The 20,132-nt window shown below is 74.4% G+C and carries 18 protein-coding genes; 12 read left to right on the plus strand and 6 right to left on the minus strand.

Annotated features, from left to right (window positions below; genetic code table 11):
• Nucleotides 1–270 precede the first annotated feature (270 nt).
• The 5 genes from HQQ85_RS19440 to HQQ85_RS19460 all read left to right on the plus strand — a co-directional run bounded on the left by HQQ85_RS19440 (nt 271) and on the right by HQQ85_RS19460 (nt 4,949).
• Nucleotides 271–987 carry an alpha/beta hydrolase gene (locus HQQ85_RS19440; protein ID WP_173184254.1) on the plus strand — a complete coding sequence of 239 codons (717 nt, stop codon included), beginning with the start codon at nt 271–273 and terminating at the stop codon, nt 985–987.
• Between the two features lie 25 nt (nt 988–1,012).
• Nucleotides 1,013–2,869 (plus strand): MFS transporter, encoded by a 1,857-nt coding sequence (locus HQQ85_RS19445; protein ID WP_173184256.1) that lies wholly within the window; start codon nt 1,013–1,015, stop codon nt 2,867–2,869.
• Complete coding sequence (locus tag HQQ85_RS19450) at nt 2,866–3,345, plus strand: MaoC family dehydratase (protein ID WP_173184258.1); 480 nt, start codon at nt 2,866–2,868, stop codon at nt 3,343–3,345. The genes HQQ85_RS19445 and HQQ85_RS19450 overlap by 4 nt, the downstream gene beginning before the upstream one ends.
• A gap of 14 nt (nt 3,346–3,359) precedes the next feature.
• Entirely contained in the window at nt 3,360–4,175 is an 816-nt protein-coding gene (locus tag HQQ85_RS19455) for an alpha/beta hydrolase (RefSeq protein ID WP_173184260.1), read from the plus strand.
• A 93-nt stretch (nt 4,176–4,268) separates the two neighbouring features.
• On the plus strand, nt 4,269–4,949 hold the full coding sequence (locus HQQ85_RS19460) for a hypothetical protein (RefSeq protein WP_173183988.1): 681 nt from the start codon (nt 4,269–4,271) through the stop codon (nt 4,947–4,949).
• A gap of 72 nt (nt 4,950–5,021) precedes the next feature.
• Here HQQ85_RS19460 and HQQ85_RS19465 read toward each other — a convergent pair whose 3' ends face one another.
• The 5 genes from HQQ85_RS19465 to HQQ85_RS20850 form a co-directional block, all read right to left on the minus strand.
• Nucleotides 5,022–5,693 carry an alpha/beta fold hydrolase gene (locus HQQ85_RS19465; RefSeq protein ID WP_173184262.1) on the minus strand — a complete coding sequence of 224 codons (672 nt, stop codon included), beginning with the start codon at nt 5,691–5,693 and terminating at the stop codon, nt 5,022–5,024.
• Nucleotides 5,694–5,835: 142 nt separating this feature from the next.
• Nucleotides 5,836–7,344 (minus strand): aldehyde dehydrogenase (NADP(+)), encoded by a 1,509-nt coding sequence (locus HQQ85_RS19470; RefSeq protein ID WP_173184264.1) that lies wholly within the window; start codon nt 7,342–7,344, stop codon nt 5,836–5,838.
• Nucleotides 7,341–8,480: a mandelate racemase/muconate lactonizing enzyme family protein gene (locus tag HQQ85_RS19475; protein WP_173184266.1), complete on the minus strand. Its 1,140-nt coding sequence runs from the start codon at nt 8,478–8,480 to the stop codon at nt 7,341–7,343. Before HQQ85_RS19475 ends, HQQ85_RS19470 begins: the two co-directional genes overlap by 4 nt.
• Complete coding sequence (locus HQQ85_RS19480; RefSeq protein WP_173184268.1) at nt 8,477–9,523, minus strand: 5-dehydro-4-deoxyglucarate dehydratase; 1,047 nt, start codon at nt 9,521–9,523, stop codon at nt 8,477–8,479. Before HQQ85_RS19480 ends, HQQ85_RS19475 begins: the two co-directional genes overlap by 4 nt.
• Nucleotides 9,523–10,668 (minus strand): NAD(P)-dependent oxidoreductase, encoded by a 1,146-nt coding sequence (locus HQQ85_RS20850; RefSeq protein WP_216851899.1) that lies wholly within the window; start codon nt 10,666–10,668, stop codon nt 9,523–9,525. The genes HQQ85_RS19480 and HQQ85_RS20850 overlap by 1 nt, the downstream gene beginning before the upstream one ends.
• Before the next feature lie 189 nt (nt 10,669–10,857).
• Between HQQ85_RS20850 and HQQ85_RS19490 the strand changes: the two genes are divergently transcribed.
• The 7 genes from HQQ85_RS19490 to HQQ85_RS20855 all read left to right on the plus strand — a co-directional run bounded on the left by HQQ85_RS19490 (nt 10,858) and on the right by HQQ85_RS20855 (nt 18,827).
• Nucleotides 10,858–11,928, plus strand: a complete 1,071-nt coding sequence (locus HQQ85_RS19490; RefSeq protein ID WP_173184270.1) for a LacI family DNA-binding transcriptional regulator — start codon at nt 10,858–10,860, stop codon at nt 11,926–11,928.
• A 114-nt stretch (nt 11,929–12,042) separates the two neighbouring features.
• The gene (locus HQQ85_RS19495) at nt 12,043–13,215 is read left to right on the plus strand and encodes a M24 family metallopeptidase (protein ID WP_371741971.1); all 1,173 of its coding nucleotides are present in this window, start codon (nt 12,043–12,045) and stop codon (nt 13,213–13,215) included.
• Between the two features lie 74 nt (nt 13,216–13,289).
• Nucleotides 13,290–14,363 carry a PmoA family protein gene (locus HQQ85_RS19500; RefSeq protein WP_173184272.1) on the plus strand — a complete coding sequence of 358 codons (1,074 nt, stop codon included), beginning with the start codon at nt 13,290–13,292 and terminating at the stop codon, nt 14,361–14,363.
• The gene (locus HQQ85_RS21735) at nt 14,360–15,490 is read left to right on the plus strand and encodes a Gfo/Idh/MocA family protein (RefSeq protein ID WP_216851937.1); all 1,131 of its coding nucleotides are present in this window, start codon (nt 14,360–14,362) and stop codon (nt 15,488–15,490) included. The genes HQQ85_RS19500 and HQQ85_RS21735 overlap by 4 nt, the downstream gene beginning before the upstream one ends.
• A 38-nt stretch (nt 15,491–15,528) precedes the next feature.
• Nucleotides 15,529–16,566, plus strand: coding sequence for a hypothetical protein (locus HQQ85_RS19510; protein WP_254069590.1), 1,038 nt, complete (start codon nt 15,529–15,531; stop codon nt 16,564–16,566).
• A gap of 4 nt (nt 16,567–16,570) precedes the next feature.
• Complete coding sequence (locus HQQ85_RS19515) at nt 16,571–16,858, plus strand: DUF1905 domain-containing protein (RefSeq protein ID WP_173184276.1); 288 nt, start codon at nt 16,571–16,573, stop codon at nt 16,856–16,858.
• A 562-nt stretch (nt 16,859–17,420) separates the two neighbouring features.
• On the plus strand, nt 17,421–18,827 hold the full coding sequence (locus tag HQQ85_RS20855; protein WP_371741972.1) for an ice-binding family protein: 1,407 nt from the start codon (nt 17,421–17,423) through the stop codon (nt 18,825–18,827).
• 99 nt (nt 18,828–18,926) lie between these two features.
• Here HQQ85_RS20855 and HQQ85_RS19535 read toward each other — a convergent pair whose 3' ends face one another.
• The gene (locus tag HQQ85_RS19535; protein WP_173184278.1) at nt 18,927–20,012 is read right to left on the minus strand and encodes a DNA polymerase IV; all 1,086 of its coding nucleotides are present in this window, start codon (nt 20,010–20,012) and stop codon (nt 18,927–18,929) included.
• Nucleotides 20,013–20,132: the final 120 nt, after the last annotated feature.

A 20,132-nucleotide genomic window follows, 5' to 3' on the forward strand; every position in this document is an offset into this window, starting at 1 on the left:
ACGGGGTGCGGGTGTCGCGGGGCTAAGGGGCAGGGCGCGAAGGATGCCCGCGCCGACGGTGTCACGGCCGTCCCAAGCGGTAGCGACCCGGGCAGGGTGGGGTGGGGCGCTGAGTGGTAATGGCAGGGACAGGCGCCGGGGGCCGGAGCGATCGTAGGGTCGGTGCGACGGCCGGGCGTCGACGCGCCGGCCGGATCCCACCGGACCAGCACCACGGGACCCGTCGCCCCTGCGGCGGCGCGCCCGCGTGCTCCGAGAGAAGGCAGAACCATGACCAGCGAACCCACCATCGTCCTCATCCACGGCGCCTTCGCCGACGCCGCCAGCTGGGCCCCCGTGACCCGGCGGCTGCTCGACAAGGGCCGCGCGGTGCTCGTGCCCGCCGTGCCGAACCGCAGCCTGATCGGCGACTCGGAGTACATCCGCGCCTTCGTCGAGCAGATCGACGGGCCGGTGCTGCTCGTCGGCCACTCCTACGGCGGAGCCGTGATCACCGTCGCCGGCGCGGCCGAGAACGTCGTCGGTCTCGTCTACGTGGCGGGCTACGCGCTCGACGAGGGCGAGAGCCTCGGCGAGCTGCAGGGGCGCTTCCCCGACTCCGACCTCGCCGCGAACCTCGTGTACACGCCGTTCCCGAGCGGTGCGGCCGATCCGGGCACCGACGTCTCGGTGAAGATCGACGCCTTCCCGGCCGTGTTCGCCGGGGGCATCCCGCTCGAGACCGCGCAGGTGCTCGCCGTCTCGCAGCGGCCGCTCGCCGCCGCGGCCTTCGGTGACGCGGCTCCGGTCGCGGCGTGGAAGACGACGCCCGCGTGGGGCATCGTCTCGGCCGACGACCACACCATCAACCCCGACGTGGAGCGCTTCGGCTACGAGCGCGCCGGGATGCGCGCGGTGACCGAGCTCGCCGCACCGCACCTCGCGATGATCGCGAAGCCCGACGAGGTCGTCGAGGTCATCGAGACGGCCTTCGCGGCGGTGAGCTGACCGGGCCGGAGGGGAGCGCGGGCTGATGGCGGCGCGGGCGGGCGGCGCTGCGGGGGCGGCGGGCGGCGTGGTGGCGACGGGCGACGTGGCAGCGCAGGCGGCGGGCGGCGCAGCGCGGGTGGGGGCGCTCGCGCCGCTCGGCGTGCGCATCTTCCGCTGGCTGTGGATCGCCGGCCTGATCAGCAACATCGGCGGCTGGATGCAGACAGTGGGCGCCCAGTGGTTCCTGGTCGAGCAGCACGCCTCGCCCGCGGTCATCGCGCTGGTGTCGACGGCGTCGGCGGCCCCGGTGCTGCTGTTCGGCATCCCCGCCGGGGTGCTGGGTGAGTTCGCGAACCGTCGGCTGCTGCTGATCGGGGTGCAGAGCATCCAGGCCCTGACCGCCCTCGCGCTGGCGCTGCTCACCGCCGCCGGCGCGATGACCCCCGTGCTGCTGCTCGCGCTCACCTTCGCACTCGGCACCGCCTCGGCCGTGCAGCTGCCGGCCTACCAGGCGATCGTGCCCGAGATCGTGCCGACCAAGCTCATCGCGAACGCCGCCTCGCTGTCATCGATCGGCGTGAACGTGGCGCGGGCGATCGGGCCGGCGCTGGCGGGACTGACGATCGCGTCGCTCGGCATCCCGTTCGTGTTCGCGCTGAACGCCACGAGCTTCGCCGGACTGCTGCTGGTGCTCGTGCTGTGGCGCGGCTACCGGCCGCCGAAGGCCGATCGCGAGCCGTTCCTCTCGGCCACCCGGGCGGGCCTCCGCTACGTCGCGCACGCCGGCGTGGTGCGCCGCCTCTACCTGCAGCTGCTGCTGTTCATCGTGCCGGCCAACGCGCTCTGGGCCCTCCTTCCGGTGCTAGCGGATGCTCGGCTGAACCTCGACTCGAACGGCTACGGCCTCCTGCTCGCCGCCCTCGGCGTCGGGTCGATCGGCGGGGCGTTCCTCATCCCGAAGCTGCGGGACGCGTGGGGCACCAGCCGGCTGATCGCCGCGACGAGCGCCCTCTACGGCCTCGGCATCGCCGGGGTCGCGCTGTCGAACACGCTGCTGATCACCCTGCCGGTGCTCGTGCTGGTGGGCCTCGCCTGGATCGGCGTGATCGCCACACTGAACGGCACCGTGCAGTCGTTCCTGCCGGCCTGGGTGCGCACGCGGGGGCTGTCGGTGTACCAGCTCGTGCTGTTCGGCGGCACCGCGCTCGGGGCGACCGTCGCCGGGGCGCTCGGAACGTCGATCGGGGTCGTCGTGACCGTCGCCGGGGCGGGCGGGGTGGTGGTGCTGACCGCGGTGTGGCTGCTGTTCCGGCCGCTGCTGCCGACCACCGGCAAGAGCCGGGTGCTCGCGCCGATGCCGCTGACCGACGTGCCGCCGGTCGAGCTGACGGCCGGCCCTGACGACGGGCCGGTCACCGGGGCGGTAACCGGGGCGGGCGACAGAGCGGATGCCCGCGCGAGCGCCGATGGCACGGCTGCGCCGCACGGCCGCCCGCCGCTCGATCCCGACGGCAGCACGCTCGTGATCGTGCGCTACGAGATCGCCGACGCCGACCGGGTGCGCTTCCTGGAGCTGATGCGCCGTGTCGAGCAGAGCCGGCGGCGCACCGGGGCGCGCACCTGGACGCTGTACGACGACCGCGAGCATCCGGGATTCATCGTGGAGGCCTTCACGGTCGGCTCGTGGCGGGAGCATCTCAGCCAGCACCGCTCGCGCACCACCGGATACGACACCGAGATCAGCGACGCCGCCCGGGCGCTGTCGCGGTCGGGGCCCGTGGTCGACCACCTCGTCTCGATCGCCGTGCCCCGGCACGCGCATCCTTCCGACACCGATCCACCGACACCGACACCGACTCCGACACCGACACTTCAACCGAAAGCAGAGGAGAAGCCATGACCGACACCGCCTTCGACCCGCTCGACTTCGCCATCGTGCCGCCCCGCACCTTCGAGCAGCTGGAGGTCGGCGAGGTGTTCCGGGCGCCGAGCCGCACCCTCACCGACGCCCACGCCTCGGCCTTCCAGGCGGTCTCGGCCGACAATCACCCCGTGCACTACGACGAGGTCTGGGCGAAGGCCCACGGGCACTCGGCCCCCGTCGTGCACGGGCTGCAGGTGCTGGCGTTCACCGCGCCCGGGGCGACGCTGTTCCCGCACGTGATCGGTGAGGTGTTCATCGCCTTCACGGGGGTGTCGGCGCAGTTCCTCGGCGAGGTGCACGCGGGCGACACGCTCTACTCGCAGCTGGAGATCACGGCGCTCACGCCGGACGGCCCGAACGGAGTGGTCACGGCGCGGGTGACGGTGCACAACCAGCGGTCGGAGGTCGTGCTGGCGGGGGAGCACACCTACCTGCTGCGGCGGAGCAGCTGATGAACGCGGCCGCGATGACCGTGACCACCGACGTGAGCTACGGCGAGGCAGGCGGCACACCGCTGCTGCTCGACCTCTACCAGCGCGACACCGACGGGCCGGCCGACGACGAGCGGGCGGCGATCGTGCTGATCCACGGAGGCGGGTGGTTCCGCGGTGACAAGGCCAAGGAGCCACCGCTCGCCGCGGCCCTGGTGGAGGCCGGCTACCTCGTCGCGGTGCCCGACTACCGAGAGGCGCCGCAGCACACCTTCCCGGCGAGCCGCGACGACGTGCTGACGGCGTACCGCTGGCTGCTGGCGTCGGAGCAGCGCTTCGATCGCGGGCGGGTCGCGTTCTTCGGCGGCTCGGCGGGCGGCAACCTCTCGGTCGAGGCCGGGCTCGCGACCGGGCGCCCGGCGGTCAGCTGGTCGGGCATCTTCGACTTCGCGGCGATCGTCGCGGCCACCGACGGCACCATCGCCGAGCCCACCCAGCAGGATCTCGACGCGATGAAGAGCGCGGACATCAACCAGACCGGGCCCGACGACGCGTTCCTGCGGTTCACCGTGCTGCAGGAGGTCGGGGGCGACCGCTCCCTGCTGGCGTCGGCCTCCACGACGGGTCACGCGACCGCGGCCGCCGGCCCGGTCTACCTCGCCAACTCGCTGAACGAGTTCGTGCCGGTGCGCGACCCGCAGGCGATGCAGCAGGCGCTCTCGGCCGTCGGGGTGGCGAGCACGCTGCAGCTCGTGCCGGGCACCCACCACGCCGAGGGTTACACCGCGGCGGCGATCGGCCAGACGCTCGCGTTCCTGGCCGACGTGCTGGCGCCCGCCCCGGCGGGGTGAGCGGATGCGCGGCGGCGCGCCCGCGCGGGCCGTCGCGCTCTGCGCTCTGTTCGACGTGTGTACGGTAGGGATGACAGCACCGGGGGGAGCGCCATGAAGGCAGGCAGCAGGGTCACGGCGATCGTGATGGCGGGGGCAGTGGCGGGGGCGATCGCGCTCAGCGCGGCGGGTTGCGTCGGGTCGACCCCCGCGCCCGGCCCGACTCCCGCGACGAGCGCGCCGAGCCCCGCGACTGGGCAGACGGCGACGCCGACCACGACGCCCGCCCCCACGTCGAGTGCCACGCCGACGCCCACTCCGACGCCGGCCGCCGAGGACGTGTACGACACCGCCGACTCGTCGACCTGGCTGATCTCGTACTCGGGCATCGGCCCCGTGAAGCTCGGCCGCAGCGTGACCGACGTGCTCGCCGAGGTCGGGACGGGCGAGCAGCCCTGCGGCCCGAGCGTCGCCGCGTTCTTCGACAGCGCCGTGGTGGCGGTCGGTGACGGTTCCGACCCGTCGGTCGTGGTCGCGGCGTCCACCGGCGTGAAGCCGAGCGTCGATCCCGACGACCGCCCGCACACCGACGCGGGCATCGTGGCCGGCTCGAGCTTCGACGAGCTCCTCACGGCCTACCCCGACGCCGAGCCCTACACCGACACCCAGGGCCGCCCCGGCTACCGTCTCACCGACGGAACAAGCTTCATCTTCTTCACCAGCGTCGACGAAGCCACGATCAACATCATCGACGTCAGCACGCTCCCGGTCGACGTCAAGGAGTACTGCGGCTGAGGCGCAGCGGAGCCCTCGGCGTCGTCGGCGTCGTCGGCGTCGTCAGCACCGAGGGCTGCGTCGGGGCGGGCGTCAGCGGAGCGTGCGGCCCGGGGAGGGGTGGCGCGGCCGGTTGCGCGGCACCCGCTCGCGGATGTCGGCCGCCACGAGCGACAAGTCGGCGCCGAGCTGGTGGCCGCCGGTCGTGGTGCGGGTGACGGCGCGGGGGAGCGCCGCCGCGTAGAGGTCGCGGTGGGCGAAGGGCACGACCTCGTCGTCCTCGCTCGCGTAGAGCAGCAGCGGGGCTTCGGCCGGGAGTCGCGCGGCGAGGTCGGCGGGCAGGTCGAAGCCGTCGAAGGTCCAGTCGGGGTCGCCGCCCGGGTAGGGGGCCGCTATCACGGCGACGAGCGCGACGGTGGCGGTTGCGCGGGGCTCGACGGCGGCGGGTGCGCGGGGCTCGACGGCGCCGGGTGCGCCAGGGTCGACGGCGGTGGGGGCCCGCAAGGCCAGCGCCTTGAGCAGCAGGTAGCCGCCCGCCGAGTGGCCGACGAGCACCACGGGCGGGTGCGCCGCGTCGATCGCCTCGCCGATCATCCGGAGCCAGCCGCTGTCGCCCGAGTCGTCGTCGGTGGGCAGCCGGGGCATCGTGACCGAGTAGCCGGCGCCGAGGTGGCGGGCCAGGCTGTCGGCGAGCAGCGAGTCGGCCTCGAAGGCCCCCTCGCCGGCGCCGTGGAAGAACACCACGTCGATCGGCCGCGCATCCATGCCGACACCCTAGGCGCGGGGGCGACGAAGCGGAAGGCGCCACCCGAAGGTGCCGGCGGCACGCGCGCCGAGCCCGACCTGATGACCACGCCCGACGGGCCGACGCCGGCGCGAGCGCGGGCGCGGGCGCCACCAGCCCAGCTCAGGGGAGCGTCAGGATCCCGTCGACCCGGCGGGGGATGCCGACCGGGTTCGATTCGCGCAGCTCGGGCGGCAGCAGGGAGTCGGGGGCGTCCTGGTACGCGACCGGACGCAGGAAGCGCCGCAGCGCCGTCACCCCCACTGAGGTGTGAAGAGACGTCGTCGCCGGCCACGGCCCGCCGTGCTGCTGCGACCACGTCACCGCGACCCCCGTCGGCCAGCCGGCGAACAGCACGCGCCCGGCGATCGCGGTCATCGCGGCCACGAGCTCGTCGACCGGTTCGCCGGACTCGGCGTGCAGGGTCGCCGTGAGGCTTCCGCCGATCGCGGCGAGCAGGGCGAGCGCCTCGTCGCGGCCGTCGTACTCGATCACGAGCGTGGCCGGCCCGAAGCACTCGACCAGCAGCGACTCCGGGTCGGCGAGCACGGTCGCGGCCGTCGTCTCGAACACGGCGACGGATGCGCGGCCGCTCTCCGCCGCGGCCACCGACGCCGCTTCACCGCCCGCGACGACCCGCACCGAGGGGTGGGCAGCGAGGGCCCGCACACCGTCGCTGAAGCCTGTGGCGATGGCGGCCGAGAGCATCCGGGGGCCTTCGCCGGCGCCTTCACCCACGACTTCGGCCACGCGGTCGGCGAACCCCGAGCCGCGGGGCACGAGCACGACGCCCGGTTTGGTGCAGAACTGGCCGGCGCCGAGCGTGAACGACCCGTCGAGGCCCTCGGCGAGCTCGGTGGCGCGGGCCTCGAGCGCGGCGGCCGTGATGAGCACGGGGTTGAGGGCGCTGAGCTCGCCGTAGAACGGGATCGGGTCGGGGCGCGCCGCCGCCAGGTCGAACAGCGCGCGGCCGCCGTGCAGCGAACCGGTGAAGCCGATCGCCTGCACCGCCGGATGGGTCACGAGCGCGGTGCCGGCGTCCCGGCCCTCGATCAGCGCGAACGTGCCCTCGGGTGCACCGGCGGCGGTGAGGGCGGCGTCGACGATCTCGGCCGTGCGATGCGAGAGCAGCGGATGCGCGGGGTGCGCCTTCACGATCACCGGGCAGCCGGCGGCCAGTGCCGACGCGGTGTCGCCTCCGGCGATCGAGAAGGCGAAGGGGAAGTTCGAGGCGCCGAAGACGCCCACCGGGCCGAGGGGGCGGAGCATCCGGCGGAGGTCGCCGTGCGGCGGCACCGCGGCGGGGTTCGCGTGGTCGATCGTGGCCTCGAGGTAGGAGCCCTCGACGATCGCGTCGGCGAACAGGCGCAGCTGCGCGGTGGTGCGGTCGAGCTCGCCCGGCAGGCGGGGGCGGCCGAGGGCGGTCTCGCGGTCGGCGAGCTCGATCAGCTCGTCGGCGGCGGCGTCGAGGGCGTCGGCGGCGGCGCGGAGCCAGCGGGCGCGGTCGGCGGCCGGGGTGGTGACGAGGGCGACGGATGCGCGGCGGGCCCGCTCGGCAATCGCGTCGAGCTCGGCGCGGGAGGTCTCGGCCGCGGCGGCCGAGGCGGCGGTGGGTTCGTCTGTGGGGGTCATAAGGTGTCCGTTCGCGGGATGGAGGCGGAAGTCGTCGCGGGTTCGGCGGTGAAGCGGAGGCCGAGGCCTGGGTGGTCGGTCACGTGCATCCGGTCGCCGTCGACGACGACGGGGGAGGGCTCGGCGAGGATGCCGAGGTGTTCGAAGCCGGCGTCCTCGACCGCCTCGACGAGGGGGCGGGAGGCGGTGCGCGGGAAGGCGGCGGCGAGCTGGCCCGAGAGCTCGAGCAGGAGGTGCGGGGCGACCTCGACGCCGTGGGTCCGGGCGAGGGCGGCGATCTGCCGGAACGGGGTCACGCCGCCGACCCGCACCGCGTTGGGCTGCAGCACGTCGACGACGCCGGCGCGCAGGAACTCCTCGACGCGGTAGCGCGTGTGCACGTTCTCGCCCAGCGCGATGGGCACCGCGGTGCGGGCGCGGAGGGCCTCGTGGGCGGGGAGGTCGTCGGCGCGGAGGGGCTCCTCGATCCAGCGGAGGTCGAACTCGGCGAGGGCGTCGAGGGCGCGGACGGCCCGCTCGAGGTCCCAGCGCTGGTTCGCGTCGATCATCAGGCGGCGGTCGGGGCCGATCACCTCGCGCACGGCGCGCACCCGGGCGATGTCGTCGGCGAGCTCGGGGCTGCCGACCTTCATCTTCACGGCGCCGAAGCCCGCGGCGACCCAGCGCTCGGCCTGGGCGACGAGCTCGGCGAGCGGGTAGTGCAGGTTGACGCCGCTGCCGTAGACCTCGGGGTCGATGGGAGGTTCGTCATCGCCGGGCGCGTCGCGCAGCAGCGCGGTGAGCGAGCGGCCGGCGCGGCGGCCCGCGAGGTCCCAGAGCGCGAGGTCGAGGCCGGCCAGGGCGATCGTGGTGAGCCCGCCGGATCCGGCCTCGTGCAGGTGCGCCCAGAGCTCGGGCCAGAGCGCCTCGGGGTCGGTGTCGCGGCCGACGGCGAAGCGGGCGATGTCGTTGTCGAGGAGGGCCTGGGCGGCTTCGGCGCCGATGGACGGTGTCCACGAGAATCCGAAGCCCTGGGCGCCGTCGGTGTCGCGCACGACGGTCTCGACGATCGAGATCGAGGTCACGCCGGGGCCCCACGGCCGCTGCAGGGGCACGCGGATGAGCCGCGTGGCCAGGCTCTCGATGCGAGCGGTCATCGCGGGGTGTCGGCGGACGCGGTGGCGACGGGGGCAGCCGCGGCGGTCGTGGCACCCCCGGCCGGGGCGAGCTCGGCCGCGAGAGCGAGGCCCGCGTCGAGGAGGGCCGCCAGCCGCGCCTCCTGCTCGGCGGTCGGGTCGACGAGCGGCGGCCGCACCGAGCCGACCGCCAGCCCCCGGAGGCGCAGCCCCGCCTTGATCAGCGACACCCCGAACCCGGGCGTCTCGTCGCGCAGCCGCACGAGCGGCACGTAGAACTCCTCCAGCAACCGCAGTCGCGTCTCCTCGTCGCCCGCGGTGTAGGCGGCGTAGTGCAGCGCCGCCAGCTCGGGGATCATCGCGAACGCCGCCGACGAGTACAGCGGCACGCCGATCCCGCGGAACGCCCCCTGCGTCAGCTCCGCTGTCAGCAGCCCGTTGAAGAACTGCAGCTCGCGGCCGGTGGCGCGGGCGGCCAGCACGATCTCCTGGGTCGCGCCGATGTCGCCCGTGCCGTCCTTGAAGCCGATGACCTGAGGATGCGCGGCCAGGCGCCGCACGGCGTCCGGCGTGTAGCGGGCGGTGCCCCGGTGGTAGAGCACGACGGGCAGCGAGGTCGCGGCGAGCACCGCCTCGACGTAGGCGACGAGACCCTCGGTGGTGCCCGAGACGAGGTAGGGAGGCAGGAGCAGCAGGCCGTCGGCTCCCGCGGCCTCGGCGCTCCGTGCGTTGTCGATCGCGTGGCCGAGGGGTCCCCCGGCGCCCGAGAGCACGGGCACCCGCCCGGCGACGGCGGCGACGGTGGTGCGCACGACGTCCTCGACCTCGCGAGCGCCGAGGGCGTGGAACTCGCCCGTGCCGCACGCCGGGAAGACCGCGCCGGGCCCGAAGGGCAGGCGGCTCGCGACGTGCTCGGCGAGCATCCCGTGGTCGATGCCGCCGTCGGGGCCGAACGGGGTGACGGGGAAGAACAGCACGCCGTCGAAGGCGAGCGCGGGTGCGGGTGCTGCCGGCGTCGTGCCGGCGCCGGTGTCGGCGGTGGTGGGGGCGTCGGCGTCGCTCATTATCGCGCTGCTCTCTCTTCGGTGCTCGGGCTGGGGGCTTCGGTGCTCGGAGTGGGGGCTTCGGTGCCCGGGGTGGGGGCTTCGGTGGTCGACGGATGCGCGGCGAGGGCGGCCTGGGCGTTCGGGAGCTCGGTGCGCCAGGTGCGCCTCGGGCGCCAGCCGAGCATCCGCTCTGCTTTGGCGACGGAGAAGACGGGGGCGCCCGGGCCGAGCGCGTCGGCCGCCTCGCCGAGGGCCGGGGCGTGCTCGCGCCAGAGGGACGCGACCGGTTCGACCGCGAGGGCGTCGGACGCGCCCACGAAGAAGCACTCGCCGTCGATCGCGGCGGGGGCGGCGCGGAGCCACACGTCGACGAAGTCCGCGGCGTCGCGGGCGTCGACGTAGTTGAACAGGCTCACGGCGGCCAGGGCCGGGTCGCGCAGCCGTTCGAGCACGGTGTGTCCCTGCTGGGTGGGGGCGCCGGCCCACTCCTCGGGCGAGATGACGTAGCAGGGGCGGAACGAGCCGAAGACGTGCGGGGAGGTGCGGGCGAACATCCGCACCTCTTCTTCGAGGACGGCCTTCGACAGGGCGTAGGCGTGGGCCGGTTCGACCGGGCTGCTCTCGTCGAGCGGGAGGGTGCGGGGGTGCCAGGTGGGGAGGGTGTAGCCGAGCACGGTCGGGCTGCTGGCGACCAGGGTGCGGGCGATGCCGGCGCCGTCGGCGGCGGCGCAGACGGTGTAGGCGAGGGTCGTGTTGGTGCTGAGGATCTCGAGCTCGGGGGCGCTGAACGGCACCGCGATGGCGGCGAGGTGCACGACGGCGTCGGGGCGCAGCTCGGCGAAGAGGGCGTCGAGGGCTTCGGCGTCGCGGAGGTCGAGGTGGTGCTCGGCGTAGAGCGCGGGGGCGGGCTGCGCGCTCGCCGCGGTGGTGGTGTCGGGTGCGGCGGCGGCCGGGGCGGTGGTGTCGGGCGTGGGGGCGGCCGGGGCGGTGGTGTCGGGTGCGGCGGCGGTTCGCGAGGCGTCGAGCGCGGCGCTCGCCGGGCATGCGGCGGGTGGCTCGGCCGGGGCGCGGTCGAGGCCGGTCACGCGGTGGCCGTGGGCGAGCAGGCCCGCGACGACGCTGCGGCCGAGGCGGCCCGACGATCCGGTGACGACCACGTGCATCCGCTGCTCCTCCTGCTTCGACGGTGAGGCGGCGGCTCGACCCGATCGACTCGCCTGGCATGGTGACCGGCCGGCTCGGGAAACCGCTTTCTCACCCGAGCCTAAGCGAGCACTGGCCACCGCGGCAACCGCGCCGCTACAGTGAGTAAGCGATTTCCGAGCACGACGGCGACTCGAGACGGAGGAGAGATGGCCGACAGAACCAGAGCCACCACCATCGCCGACGTCGCCCAGCGCGCCGGAGTCTCGCAGGCTTCCGTCTCGCGGGTGCTGAACGGCAAGCAGAACGTCGACCCGGCCATCGCGACCCGCGTGCACGACGCCGTCGCCGCCCTCCGCTACACCCCGAGCATCGCCGCCCGCAGCCTCGTGCACGGACGCAACGACACGGTCGCCATGGTGGTGCCCGACCTCGAGAATCCGCTGTTCCAGGGCATCCTGAAGGGCCTCAGCCTCGCCGCCGCGGCCGACGGCTACCGGGTGCTCGTCGCCGACACCGCCGAGCAGTCCGGCGAGGAGGCCGCGATCGCCCGCGAGGCCCGCCACCGCTGCGACGCCATCGTGCTCTGCGCCCCACGGATGCCCGCTGCCCAGCTGCGCGCCCTCGCCCCCCTGCTGGCGCCGGCCGTCGTCGTCAACCGCAGTCTCGACGACCTCGCGGTGCCCACCGTCGGCGTCGACTACGCGCGCGGCATGCGCGACCTCGTCGAGCACCTGGCCGCCCTGGGTCACCGGCGCCTGGTCTTCCTCGCGGGCCCCGACGCGAGCTCGTCGCAGGCCGAGCGGATGCGCGGCCTCCGCGACGCCGTCACCGCCCTCCCCGGGGTGAGCGTCGACACGCTCGCGTGCGGATCCCGCCTGGACGACGGCCACCGCTCCGGCGAGGCGGTCGCCGCCGCGGTGCGCGCCGGAGCCTCCGCGGTCATCGCCTTCAACGACCTCGTGGCGCTCGGTCTGATGCCGCGGCTTGTGGAGCTCGGGCTGCGCATCCCCGAGGACGTCTCGGTCGCGGGCTTCGACGACGTCCCGCTCGCACGGTACGCGACGCCGCCGCTGACGAGCATGTCGGTGCCGCGGAGCGAGCTCGGCGCGCAGGTCTGGTCGCGGCTGCGGGCGCTGATCGCAGGGGAGCCCTCGGAGCACGCGCTGCTCTTCCGCCCCCGCCTCGAGCACCGCGCGAGCACGGCGCCGCCGTCACGGGCCCGGCGTCCGGCTGGCGTGCGCGAGGCCCTCCTCGCCGAGTCGGAGGTGCCGGCGTGAGTGCCGTGGCACGCGCGGCCGACCGCGCCGCGTGGCGTGAGTGGGAGGTGCCGGCGTGAGCGTCGTGGCGAGTGCGGCAGACGTGGCCGTGACGCGTGAGCTGGTGGTGCGAGCGTGAGCGTCTTGGCATGCGCGGCCGACCGCGCCGCGAAGCGGGAGCGGGTGCTCGCGCTGCTCGAGGGGCAGGGCGCCGAGGGGCTGGTGCTGAGCTCGCACGCGGCCGTCACGTGGTACCTCGACGGCGCGCGCACCCACGTGTCGCTGATGGGCGACCCGGTTGCGGCGGTGGTGGTGCGGCCGGGTGGCGACGAGATCCGGGTGTTCGAGAACGAGGCCGAGCGGATGCTCGCGGAGGAGCTCCATCCCGACGACGCCGCCCTCGTGACACGGGTGCCCTGGCACGAGCCGCTGGTGCCCGCCGCCGGCCATGCTCCCGGCCGCCTTTCCGGGCGCGCCGCCGGTCGCGGGCTGTTGCGGGAGAGTGACGTCGCCGGCGAGCTGCGGGCCGCGCGGGCGTCGCTGCTGCCGGGCGAGCTGGGCCGGTATCGGCGGCTGGGCGCCGAGGTCGCGGAGGTGCTGACCGACGTGGCGGAGGCGGTGACGCCGGCGAGCAGCGAACGGGACGCGGCCGCGATGCTCGCGGGCGCCCTCGTGGTGCGGGGCATCGACCCGGTGGTGGTGCTGGTGAGCGGGGCCGCGCGGGTGCGGCACCGGCATCCGCTGCCCACCGACGGGCCGCTGGGGGAGCGGGCGATGCTCGTCGTGTGCGGGCGGCGGCACGGGCTGATCGCGAACGCGACGCGGTGGGTGGAGTGGGAGCCGGCAGTCATCGGGAGTGGCGGGCGCGCCAGGGCGGGCGTGGCGTCGCGCAGCCGGCGGTCGGGGCCGGGTGCGACGCGTGCGGGTTCGGGCGGGGAGGCGGATCGGGGGGTGCTCGAGGTCGAGGCGGCGTTCTTCGACGCGACCGTGCCGGGCGCGAGGGTGGGGGAGGTGTTCGCCGCGGGGGCCGCCGCCTACGCGAGCGTGGGCTTCGACGCGGAGGAGTGGCGGCGGCACCATCAGGGCGGCCCCACAGGCTACGCCGGCCGCGACCCCCGTGCCTCGTTCGACGTCGAGGACGTCGTTCAGACGAACCACGCGTTCGCCTGGAACCCGAGCGTCCCGGGTGCCAAGGTGGAGGACACGGTGCTCGTCACCGCCACGGGCATCGAGCCCCTCACGGTCGATGCGCGGTGGCCGGTCGTCGAGGTCGCCGGCCGGTGGCGACCGGTACCGCTCCGCCGTTGATCGTGTACATTCGAACGCGGATAGCGCTTTCCAGGGGGCGCGACGACACCTGACCGACGACGACAGGAGACGCGGTGGCCGACATCACGATCACCGAGGCCGCCGACCGCCTCCTCCTGACCGTCGCTGCAGCGCCACGCGCCTCGACCGCTGCCGCGGGCGCGCCCGCCGCCGCTTCAACCGCCGCCGCCGCCTCGACCGCGCCCGCCGCGGGCGGAACGGTCGTGCTCGCCGAGTATGTGATGCGGCCCGCCGACCCGCAGCTCGAGTCGCCGCGCCCCTACTTCGCCCCGCTCCGCACCCGCGGAGGCGACGTCGTCACCGACCTCCGCCCCGCCGATCACGTCTGGCACAAGGGACTGTCCTGGTCGCTGCCCGTCGTCGGCGACGAGAACTTCTGGGGCGGCCCGAGCTTCCGCCGCGGCGAGGGCTACGTGCAGCTGCCGAACAACGGCCGCCAGCGCCACCTCGCCTTCGACCGCCTCGACAGCGGACCGCGCGCCCACGTCACCGAACGCCTCGACTGGCTCACCGAAGGCGGCGAGACCCTCTTCGACGAGACCCGCCGCCTCACCGCCGAGACGATCGACGACACCGCCTGGCTGCTCGTGTTCGACACGGTCATGACCAACCGCACCGCCGCACCCGTCACCCTCGGCTCGCCCACCACCGAGGGCCGCCCGAACGCCGGCTACGGCGGCCTGTTCTGGCGCGGCCCGGCCTCCTTCACGGGCGGCCGCATCCTCGCCCCGAGCACGCCCACCGCGCCGAACGCACCCACCACACCGAACGCACCCACCGCACCGAACGCACCCGGCGCGACGAGCGGCGGCGACGAGCTCCGCGGCACGAGGTCGCCGTGGCTCGGCTTCGTGGGCGAGCATCCGGATGCCCGTTCCTCGACGATCGTGATGATCGACCTGCCCGGCAACCCGAGGCATCCGACCCTCTGGTTCGCGCGCAGCGAGGAGTACGCCGGGCTCTGCCCCGCCCCGTTCTTCGACGAGGAGTGGGAGGTCGCGGCCGGCGCCGAGTTCCGCGCGCGCTACGCCGTCGTCATCGCCGACGGCGCCCTCGACCCGGAGGGCGCCGCCCGCCTCGCCGCCCACGCCCTCACCCTCACCCTCGCGACGAAGGAGTCCCCGTGACCCACCCCATCCCCGCCGCCGGCGGCAGCGACGAGCCCGCCCGCCCGCTCCGCGCCGGCATCGTCGGCACCGGCGGAATCTCCGAGCTGCACGCCCAGGCCCTCGCCGCCGTCGACGGTGCCGAGCTCGTGGGCGTCGCCGACCTCGACCCCGAGCGGGCGCGGGCCTTCGCCGAGCGGTGGAGCCGCGCATCCGGACCCCTCGTCGAACCGGTCGCCGACCTCGACGCCCTGCTCGCCCTCGACCTCGACGTGCTGCACGTCTGCACGCCGCCCGCGGTGCACGCCGAGCAGGCCCTCGCCGCGTTCGCCGCCGGGGTGCACGTGGTCTGCGAGAAGCCCGCCGCCCTCTCGCTCGCCGAGCTCAAGACGATGACGGATGCGGCGGCAGCGGCCGGACGGCAGCTCGCGATCGTCTTCCAGCAGCGCACGGGCACCGCCGCCGCGCATGTGCGCGCCCTGCTCGCCGACGGCGCGCTCGGCCGCCCCCTCGTGGCCACCTGCCAGACCCTCTGGTACCGCCCGCAGAGCTACTTCGACGTGCCCTGGCGCGGAACCTGGGCGAGCGAGGGCGGCGGGCCGACGCTGGGTCACGGCATCCATCAGATCGACCTGCTCGCGCACCTGCTCGGCGACTGGGCGAGCGTGTCGGGGCAGCTCTGGCGGCTGGGGCGCGAGACCGAGACCGAGGACGTCTCGACCGCCGTGCTGACGTTCGCGAACGGGGTCGTGGCGTCGGTGGTCACGAGCGCGCTGTCGCCGCGCGAGGTCAGCTCGGTGCGCATCGACACCGAGCTCGCCACGGTCACGGTCGACCACCTCTACGGGCACGGCCACGAGAACTGGCGCATCACGCCGGCGCCCGGGGTCGAGCAGCGACCGGAGTGGGAGCTGCCGGCCGTGGAGGAGGGGAGCGGGCACGTGCCGCTCGTGCGGGAGGTCTACGAGGCGCTCCGCTCGGGCGCGCCGCTGCCGGCGGTGGCCGCGGCTCCGGCGCGGTCGCTCGAGATCGTGACGGCGCTGTACTCGTCGGCGGCGACCGGCCGCACCGTGACGCCGGCGACCCTGCGCGACGACCCGGCGCGCCTCCGCTCACTCGAGAGCCCCGTCACCGACCTGCGCCGATGAGCGGTGCGCCGGGCCCTGTGAGCGGATGGCCGTCCCCGATGTTCCGCGACCCGGTGACCGACGGGGCGGCCGACCCGACGGTCATCCGCCACCACGAGACGGGGGAGTGGTGGATGTTCTACACCCGCCGCCGCCCGGCCGACACCGGCCCCGGGGTGACGTGGGTGCACGGCTCGCGCATCGGTGTGGCGCGCTCCGACGACGGTCGGCACTGGCGCGCGGCGGGGGTGGTCGAGGGCCTCGACCCGGCTGTCGGCGCGCCCACCCTCGGCGCGCCCGTGCCGAGCCCCGACCCGGCTGTCGGTGCGCTCACCCTCGGCGCACCCGCCCTCGTCGGTGCCGTGACGGAGGTCGACCCGACGGCCGGGCCGAACACGCACTGGGCCCCGGAGGTCATCCACGACGGCACCCGCTACCGCCTGTACCTGTCGTTCATCGAGGGCGTACCCGATCGCTGGGACGGGCACGCGCGGCACATCGTCGAGTACCAGAGCCCCGACCTGGAGCGCTGGACGCGCATCCGCTCGCTGCCCCTCTCGTCCAACCGCGTCATCGACGCCTGCGTCGCCCGCTGCCCCGACGGCCTCTGGCGGCTCTGGTACAAGGACGAGGCGCACGACTCGACCACTTGGGTCGCCTCGAGCCCCGACCTCGGCGACGAGCACGAGTGGCGCGTCGAGGGCGAGGCCATCGGCGGCCGCCCGCACGAGGGCCCCAACGTCTTCGAGCTCGGCGGGTGGTGGTGGATGCTCGTGGACGAGTGGCGCGGATTCGCGGCCTACCGCTCCGCCGACGCCGTCGCCTGGACGCGCCAGGGCGGCCCCGACGCGGTGCTCCTCGGTGCGGGTGCCGGTGCCGGTGCTGGTGCTGGCGGTCCCGGGCCGGTCGGCCGGCACGGTGACGTGGTCGTCGAGGGCGACGCCGCCACCCTCTACTACTTCACCCATCCGCACTGGACGGGATCCGAGATCGACGCCGCCTCCACCCGCGCCTCCCGCATCACCTGGCTCGAGGCGGCGCCGCTCACCGTCCGCGCCGGCACCCTTCTCGTCGGGGCTGCGCGCGCTCTATCGTGAGGGGGTGGAGATCGCGGTGCGGGGCGAGGTGTGGTGGTGGCGCGGGCCGGCGCCGTTCCACTTCGTGACGGTGCCCGCCGAGGCGAGCGAGCTGATCGCCGAGCTGGCGCCCGGGGTCAGCTACGGGTGGGGCATGATCCCGGTGACTGTGAGCCTCGGGCGCACGACGCTGCCGACCGCGCTCTGGCCGAAGGACGGCCTCTACGTGGTGCCGCTGAAGAAGGCGCTGCGCGACCGCGAGGGCGTCGAGCTCGGCGACGTCGTCGACCTCACGCTCACCATCGGCGCGTAGAGCTCGATTCCCGGCGACTTCTCGACGGTCGAGCGCCCCGGCCCACCCCCATCGGCGCGCCGGGCTGCTCCGAATACCGGATGCACGCACGGCCCACCGGGAGGTTCAGGATGAGCGACAGAGACAGCACGCCGATCGACGAGGTCACGTGGTACCTCGAGTACGGCTTCGTCGACCCCGAGAGCGCCCCCTCGCCAGCCTGACTCCGACGTCCTCGATCGGTCGGCGGCCGACCGCGATCTGCCCGCTTCGGAGTGACCCCAGATTGAAGCTATTCGTAGCGGCGGGACGGGCCGGATTGATATCACCGTCTGCGCCTGAGAACACGCCTGAACCGGTAGAGAAAGCGCTGGTCAGAGCTAGTGTCGAGCTCACTCACATCGTGTGAATCGTGCCCCGGAGCATTCGGGGATTCTGGGGGGGCTTCATGCGAAGCCACAACGTCCATCGCCGACCGTCTATGCCCACTACGGGCTCGAGCCGGAGGTCGGCCGTTCTCGGCGTGGTCCTCGTGGCGGGGGTGGTGTCGGTCGCCGTCCTCGGGGCTCAATCGGCCAGCGCCGTGGCCACGAAGCCGGATCTCGGCACAGCCGGCGCCTACTCGGTGCTCGCCGCCTCGGCGGTGACCAACACCGGGCCGTCCGTGCTGTCGGACAGCCTGGGTGTCAGCCCGAAAGAGGCGATCAGCGGATTCCCGCCCGGCCTCGTGGGCGGACAGACTCACGCCGGTGACGCCGCAGCCGCCGAGGCGCAGAGCGACCTCGGCATCGCCTACGAATCGGCCGCCGGCCAGGCCAGCGACGGGGACGTCGGCGGCGAGCTCGGCGGGCAGACGTTCAAACCGGGCGTGTACACCACGAGCAGCTCGGTCGGGCTGACCGGGCCGGTGACCCTCGACGCGGAGGGCGACCCGGGCGCGGTCTTCATCTTCCAGATCGGGACGACCCTGACGACCGCGACGGCGTCGAGCGTCGTCCCGATCAACGGGGCCCAGGCCTGCAACGTGTTCTGGCAGGTGGGGAGCTCGGCCACGCTGGGCACGAGCACCGTCTTCGTCGGGAACATCATGGCACTCGTGTCGATCGGCACCCAGTCGGGCACCACGATCGACGGCCGGGCGCTCGCCCGTACCGGCGCGGTGACGCTGATCAACACGGTCTTCACCCGCAGCGACTGCGACACGGCGACCCCGACGTCGAATCCGCCGACGTCGAACCCGCCGGTGACGAATCCGCCGGTGACGAATCCGCCGGTGACGAATCCGCCGGTGACGAACCCGCCGGTGACCAATCCGCCGGTGACCAATCCGCCCGTGACGAACCCGCCGGTGACCAATCCGCCTGTCACGAACCCGCCGGTGACCAATCCGCCGGTGACGAATCCCCCGGTTACCAACCCGCCGGTGACGAATCCGCCGGTGACGAATCCGCCGGTGACGAATCCGCCGGTGACGAATCCGCCTGTCACGAATCCGCCGGTGACCAATCCGCCCGTGACGAACCCGCCGGTGACCAATCCGCCCGTGACGAACCCGCCGGTGACCAATCCGCCTGTCACGAACCCGCCGGTCACCAATCCGCCGGTGACGAATCCTCCGGTGACCAATCCGCCTGTCACGAATCCGCCGGTGACCAATCCACCGGTGACGAATCCGCCGGTGACCAATCCGCCGGTGACGAATCCGCCGGTGACGAATCCTCCGGTGACCAATCCGCCCGTCACCAACCCGCCGGAGAGCAATACGCCCGTGGTACCCGTGACCCCGCTGCCGTCGAACACGGCGAGTGCGACACCGGTCGCGCCGTCCGGGCCATCAGGGCCCGATGACTCCGCGGGCGGCGGCTCGCTGGCGCTGACCGGAGCCGGCAGCCTGCCGGTGATGGTAGCCGTGAGTGCCGGGGTCGTCCTCGTGCTCGGAGCCGGCATCCTGGTCGTCGCCGCGACCCTGCGCCGCCGCCGCAGCGCGTAGCGGCTGATCGCCCGGGGTCACCGCACCCCGGGCGCAACCATCCTGAGCCCGGCCGTCCCCTCGGCCGGGCTCACGTCGTCATCCGGCGACGAGCGCGACTCAGAACAGGGTGGGCGGGATGCCCGCCAGCGGCCGCAGCCCCGTCAGGCTCGCCTTCACCGAGCCGGCGTCCGCGACAGCGTGCTCCGGCAGCGCGGCGAGTTCTGCCCGGGCGAGCCGCATCCAGAGCGACGGGTCGTCGGCCGGCGTCGGAGTCGGCACCACCGCCTTCACCGTCGCGAGCACCACCGCCCTCCCTGTCGCCTGAACCGTCGCGAGCTCCGCGGTCTCGCCGCGCAGCACGATCGTCAGCCCGGTCGCCGCCAGCCCCGCCCGCATCGCCCGTTTGCACACCCGGCGGATGCACGTCTCCACCAGCTCGTCCACCGTCCAGTCGCGGCGCGCGTACCCCGCGATCGCCCCTTCCGAGCTGAGCAGGGTGCGGCCCGACACCGGGCGCACCGTGGCATCGTCGCCGCCGTCGCGGATGCCGAGCAGCCGCCGCGTCATCATCGTGCCGCAGGCGTCGAGCAGCCGCTCCGGCAGCACCCCGTCGAGGTCGCCGAGCCGGCGCACGCCGAGCGCCTCGAGCCGCTCGAGCGTCTGCCGGCCCACACCCCAGACCTTCGCGACCGGCAGCGTCGACCGCAGCCCACGCTCCGTCTCCGCATCGATCACGTGCAGCCCGTCGGGCTTCGCGGCCCGCGAGGCGAGCTTCGCCATCAGCTTCGTGCGGCCCACCCCCACGCTCACGGGGATGCGCAGCTCCTGCCAGGCGCGCCGGCGCAGCTCGGTCGCCGCGCGCACCGCCGCCCGGTCGTCGGGTGCCCCGACCTCGAGGAACGCCTCCTCCATCGAGCCGGGCTCGACCGCCGCGGCGGACGCCGCGAACAGGTCGAACAGCGCGTCGGCGGTCTCCTCCACCTCGCCCTGCGGGACGTCGAACAGGGCCAGCTCGGGGCAGCGCCGCAGCGCATCCGTCACCAGCATGCCGCCCGTGACACCGCGGGCGCGCGCCGGATAGTTCGAGCTGGCCACGAAGCCGTGCACCACCACCGCCAGGGGCTCCGATCGCAGGGCGGGGTGCGAGCGCAGCACCACCGACGCGAAGAACGAGTCGGCGTCGGCGTGCAGGATCGGCGGCACACCCCCTCCTCCCGGTCGGTCTCCCGATCCTCCCGCACACCACCGACACGCGCCGTCGGGACCCGCTAGATTTCTTCACGGGGCCGGTTCCGGATTCCTGCAGCGAGCCGGGATCCCGCG

This window comes from Herbiconiux sp. VKM Ac-2851 (assembly GCF_013205105.1).
Lineage (GTDB): Bacteria > Actinomycetota > Actinomycetes > Actinomycetales > Microbacteriaceae > Herbiconiux > Herbiconiux flava.

Bases quoted from the DNA above. Each gene is read 5' to 3' on its own strand.
- HQQ85_RS19440 (WP_173184254.1), top strand. From the start codon at position 271: ATGACCAGCGAACCCACCATCGTCCTCATCCACGGCGCCTTCGCCGAC.
- HQQ85_RS19445 (WP_173184256.1), top strand. From the start codon at position 1,013: ATGGCGGCGCGGGCGGGCGGCGCTGCGGGGGCGGCGGGCGGCGTGGTG.
- HQQ85_RS19450 (WP_173184258.1), top strand. From the start codon at position 2,866: ATGACCGACACCGCCTTCGACCCGCTCGACTTCGCCATCGTGCCGCCC.
- HQQ85_RS19455 (WP_173184260.1), top strand. From the start codon at position 3,360: ATGACCGTGACCACCGACGTGAGCTACGGCGAGGCAGGCGGCACACCG.
- HQQ85_RS19460 (WP_173183988.1), top strand. From the start codon at position 4,269: ATGAAGGCAGGCAGCAGGGTCACGGCGATCGTGATGGCGGGGGCAGTG.
- HQQ85_RS19465 (WP_173184262.1), bottom strand. From the start codon at position 5,693: ATGGATGCGCGGCCGATCGACGTGGTGTTCTTCCACGGCGCCGGCGAG.
- HQQ85_RS19470 (WP_173184264.1), bottom strand. From the start codon at position 7,344: ATGACCCCCACAGACGAACCCACCGCCGCCTCGGCCGCCGCGGCCGAG.
- HQQ85_RS19475 (WP_173184266.1), bottom strand. From the start codon at position 8,480: ATGACCGCTCGCATCGAGAGCCTGGCCACGCGGCTCATCCGCGTGCCC.
- HQQ85_RS19480 (WP_173184268.1), bottom strand. From the start codon at position 9,523: ATGAGCGACGCCGACGCCCCCACCACCGCCGACACCGGCGCCGGCACG.
- HQQ85_RS20850 (WP_216851899.1), bottom strand. From the start codon at position 10,668: ATGCACGTGGTCGTCACCGGATCGTCGGGCCGCCTCGGCCGCAGCGTC.
- HQQ85_RS19490 (WP_173184270.1), top strand. From the start codon at position 10,858: ATGGCCGACAGAACCAGAGCCACCACCATCGCCGACGTCGCCCAGCGC.
- HQQ85_RS19510 (WP_254069590.1), top strand. From the start codon at position 15,529: ATGTTCCGCGACCCGGTGACCGACGGGGCGGCCGACCCGACGGTCATC.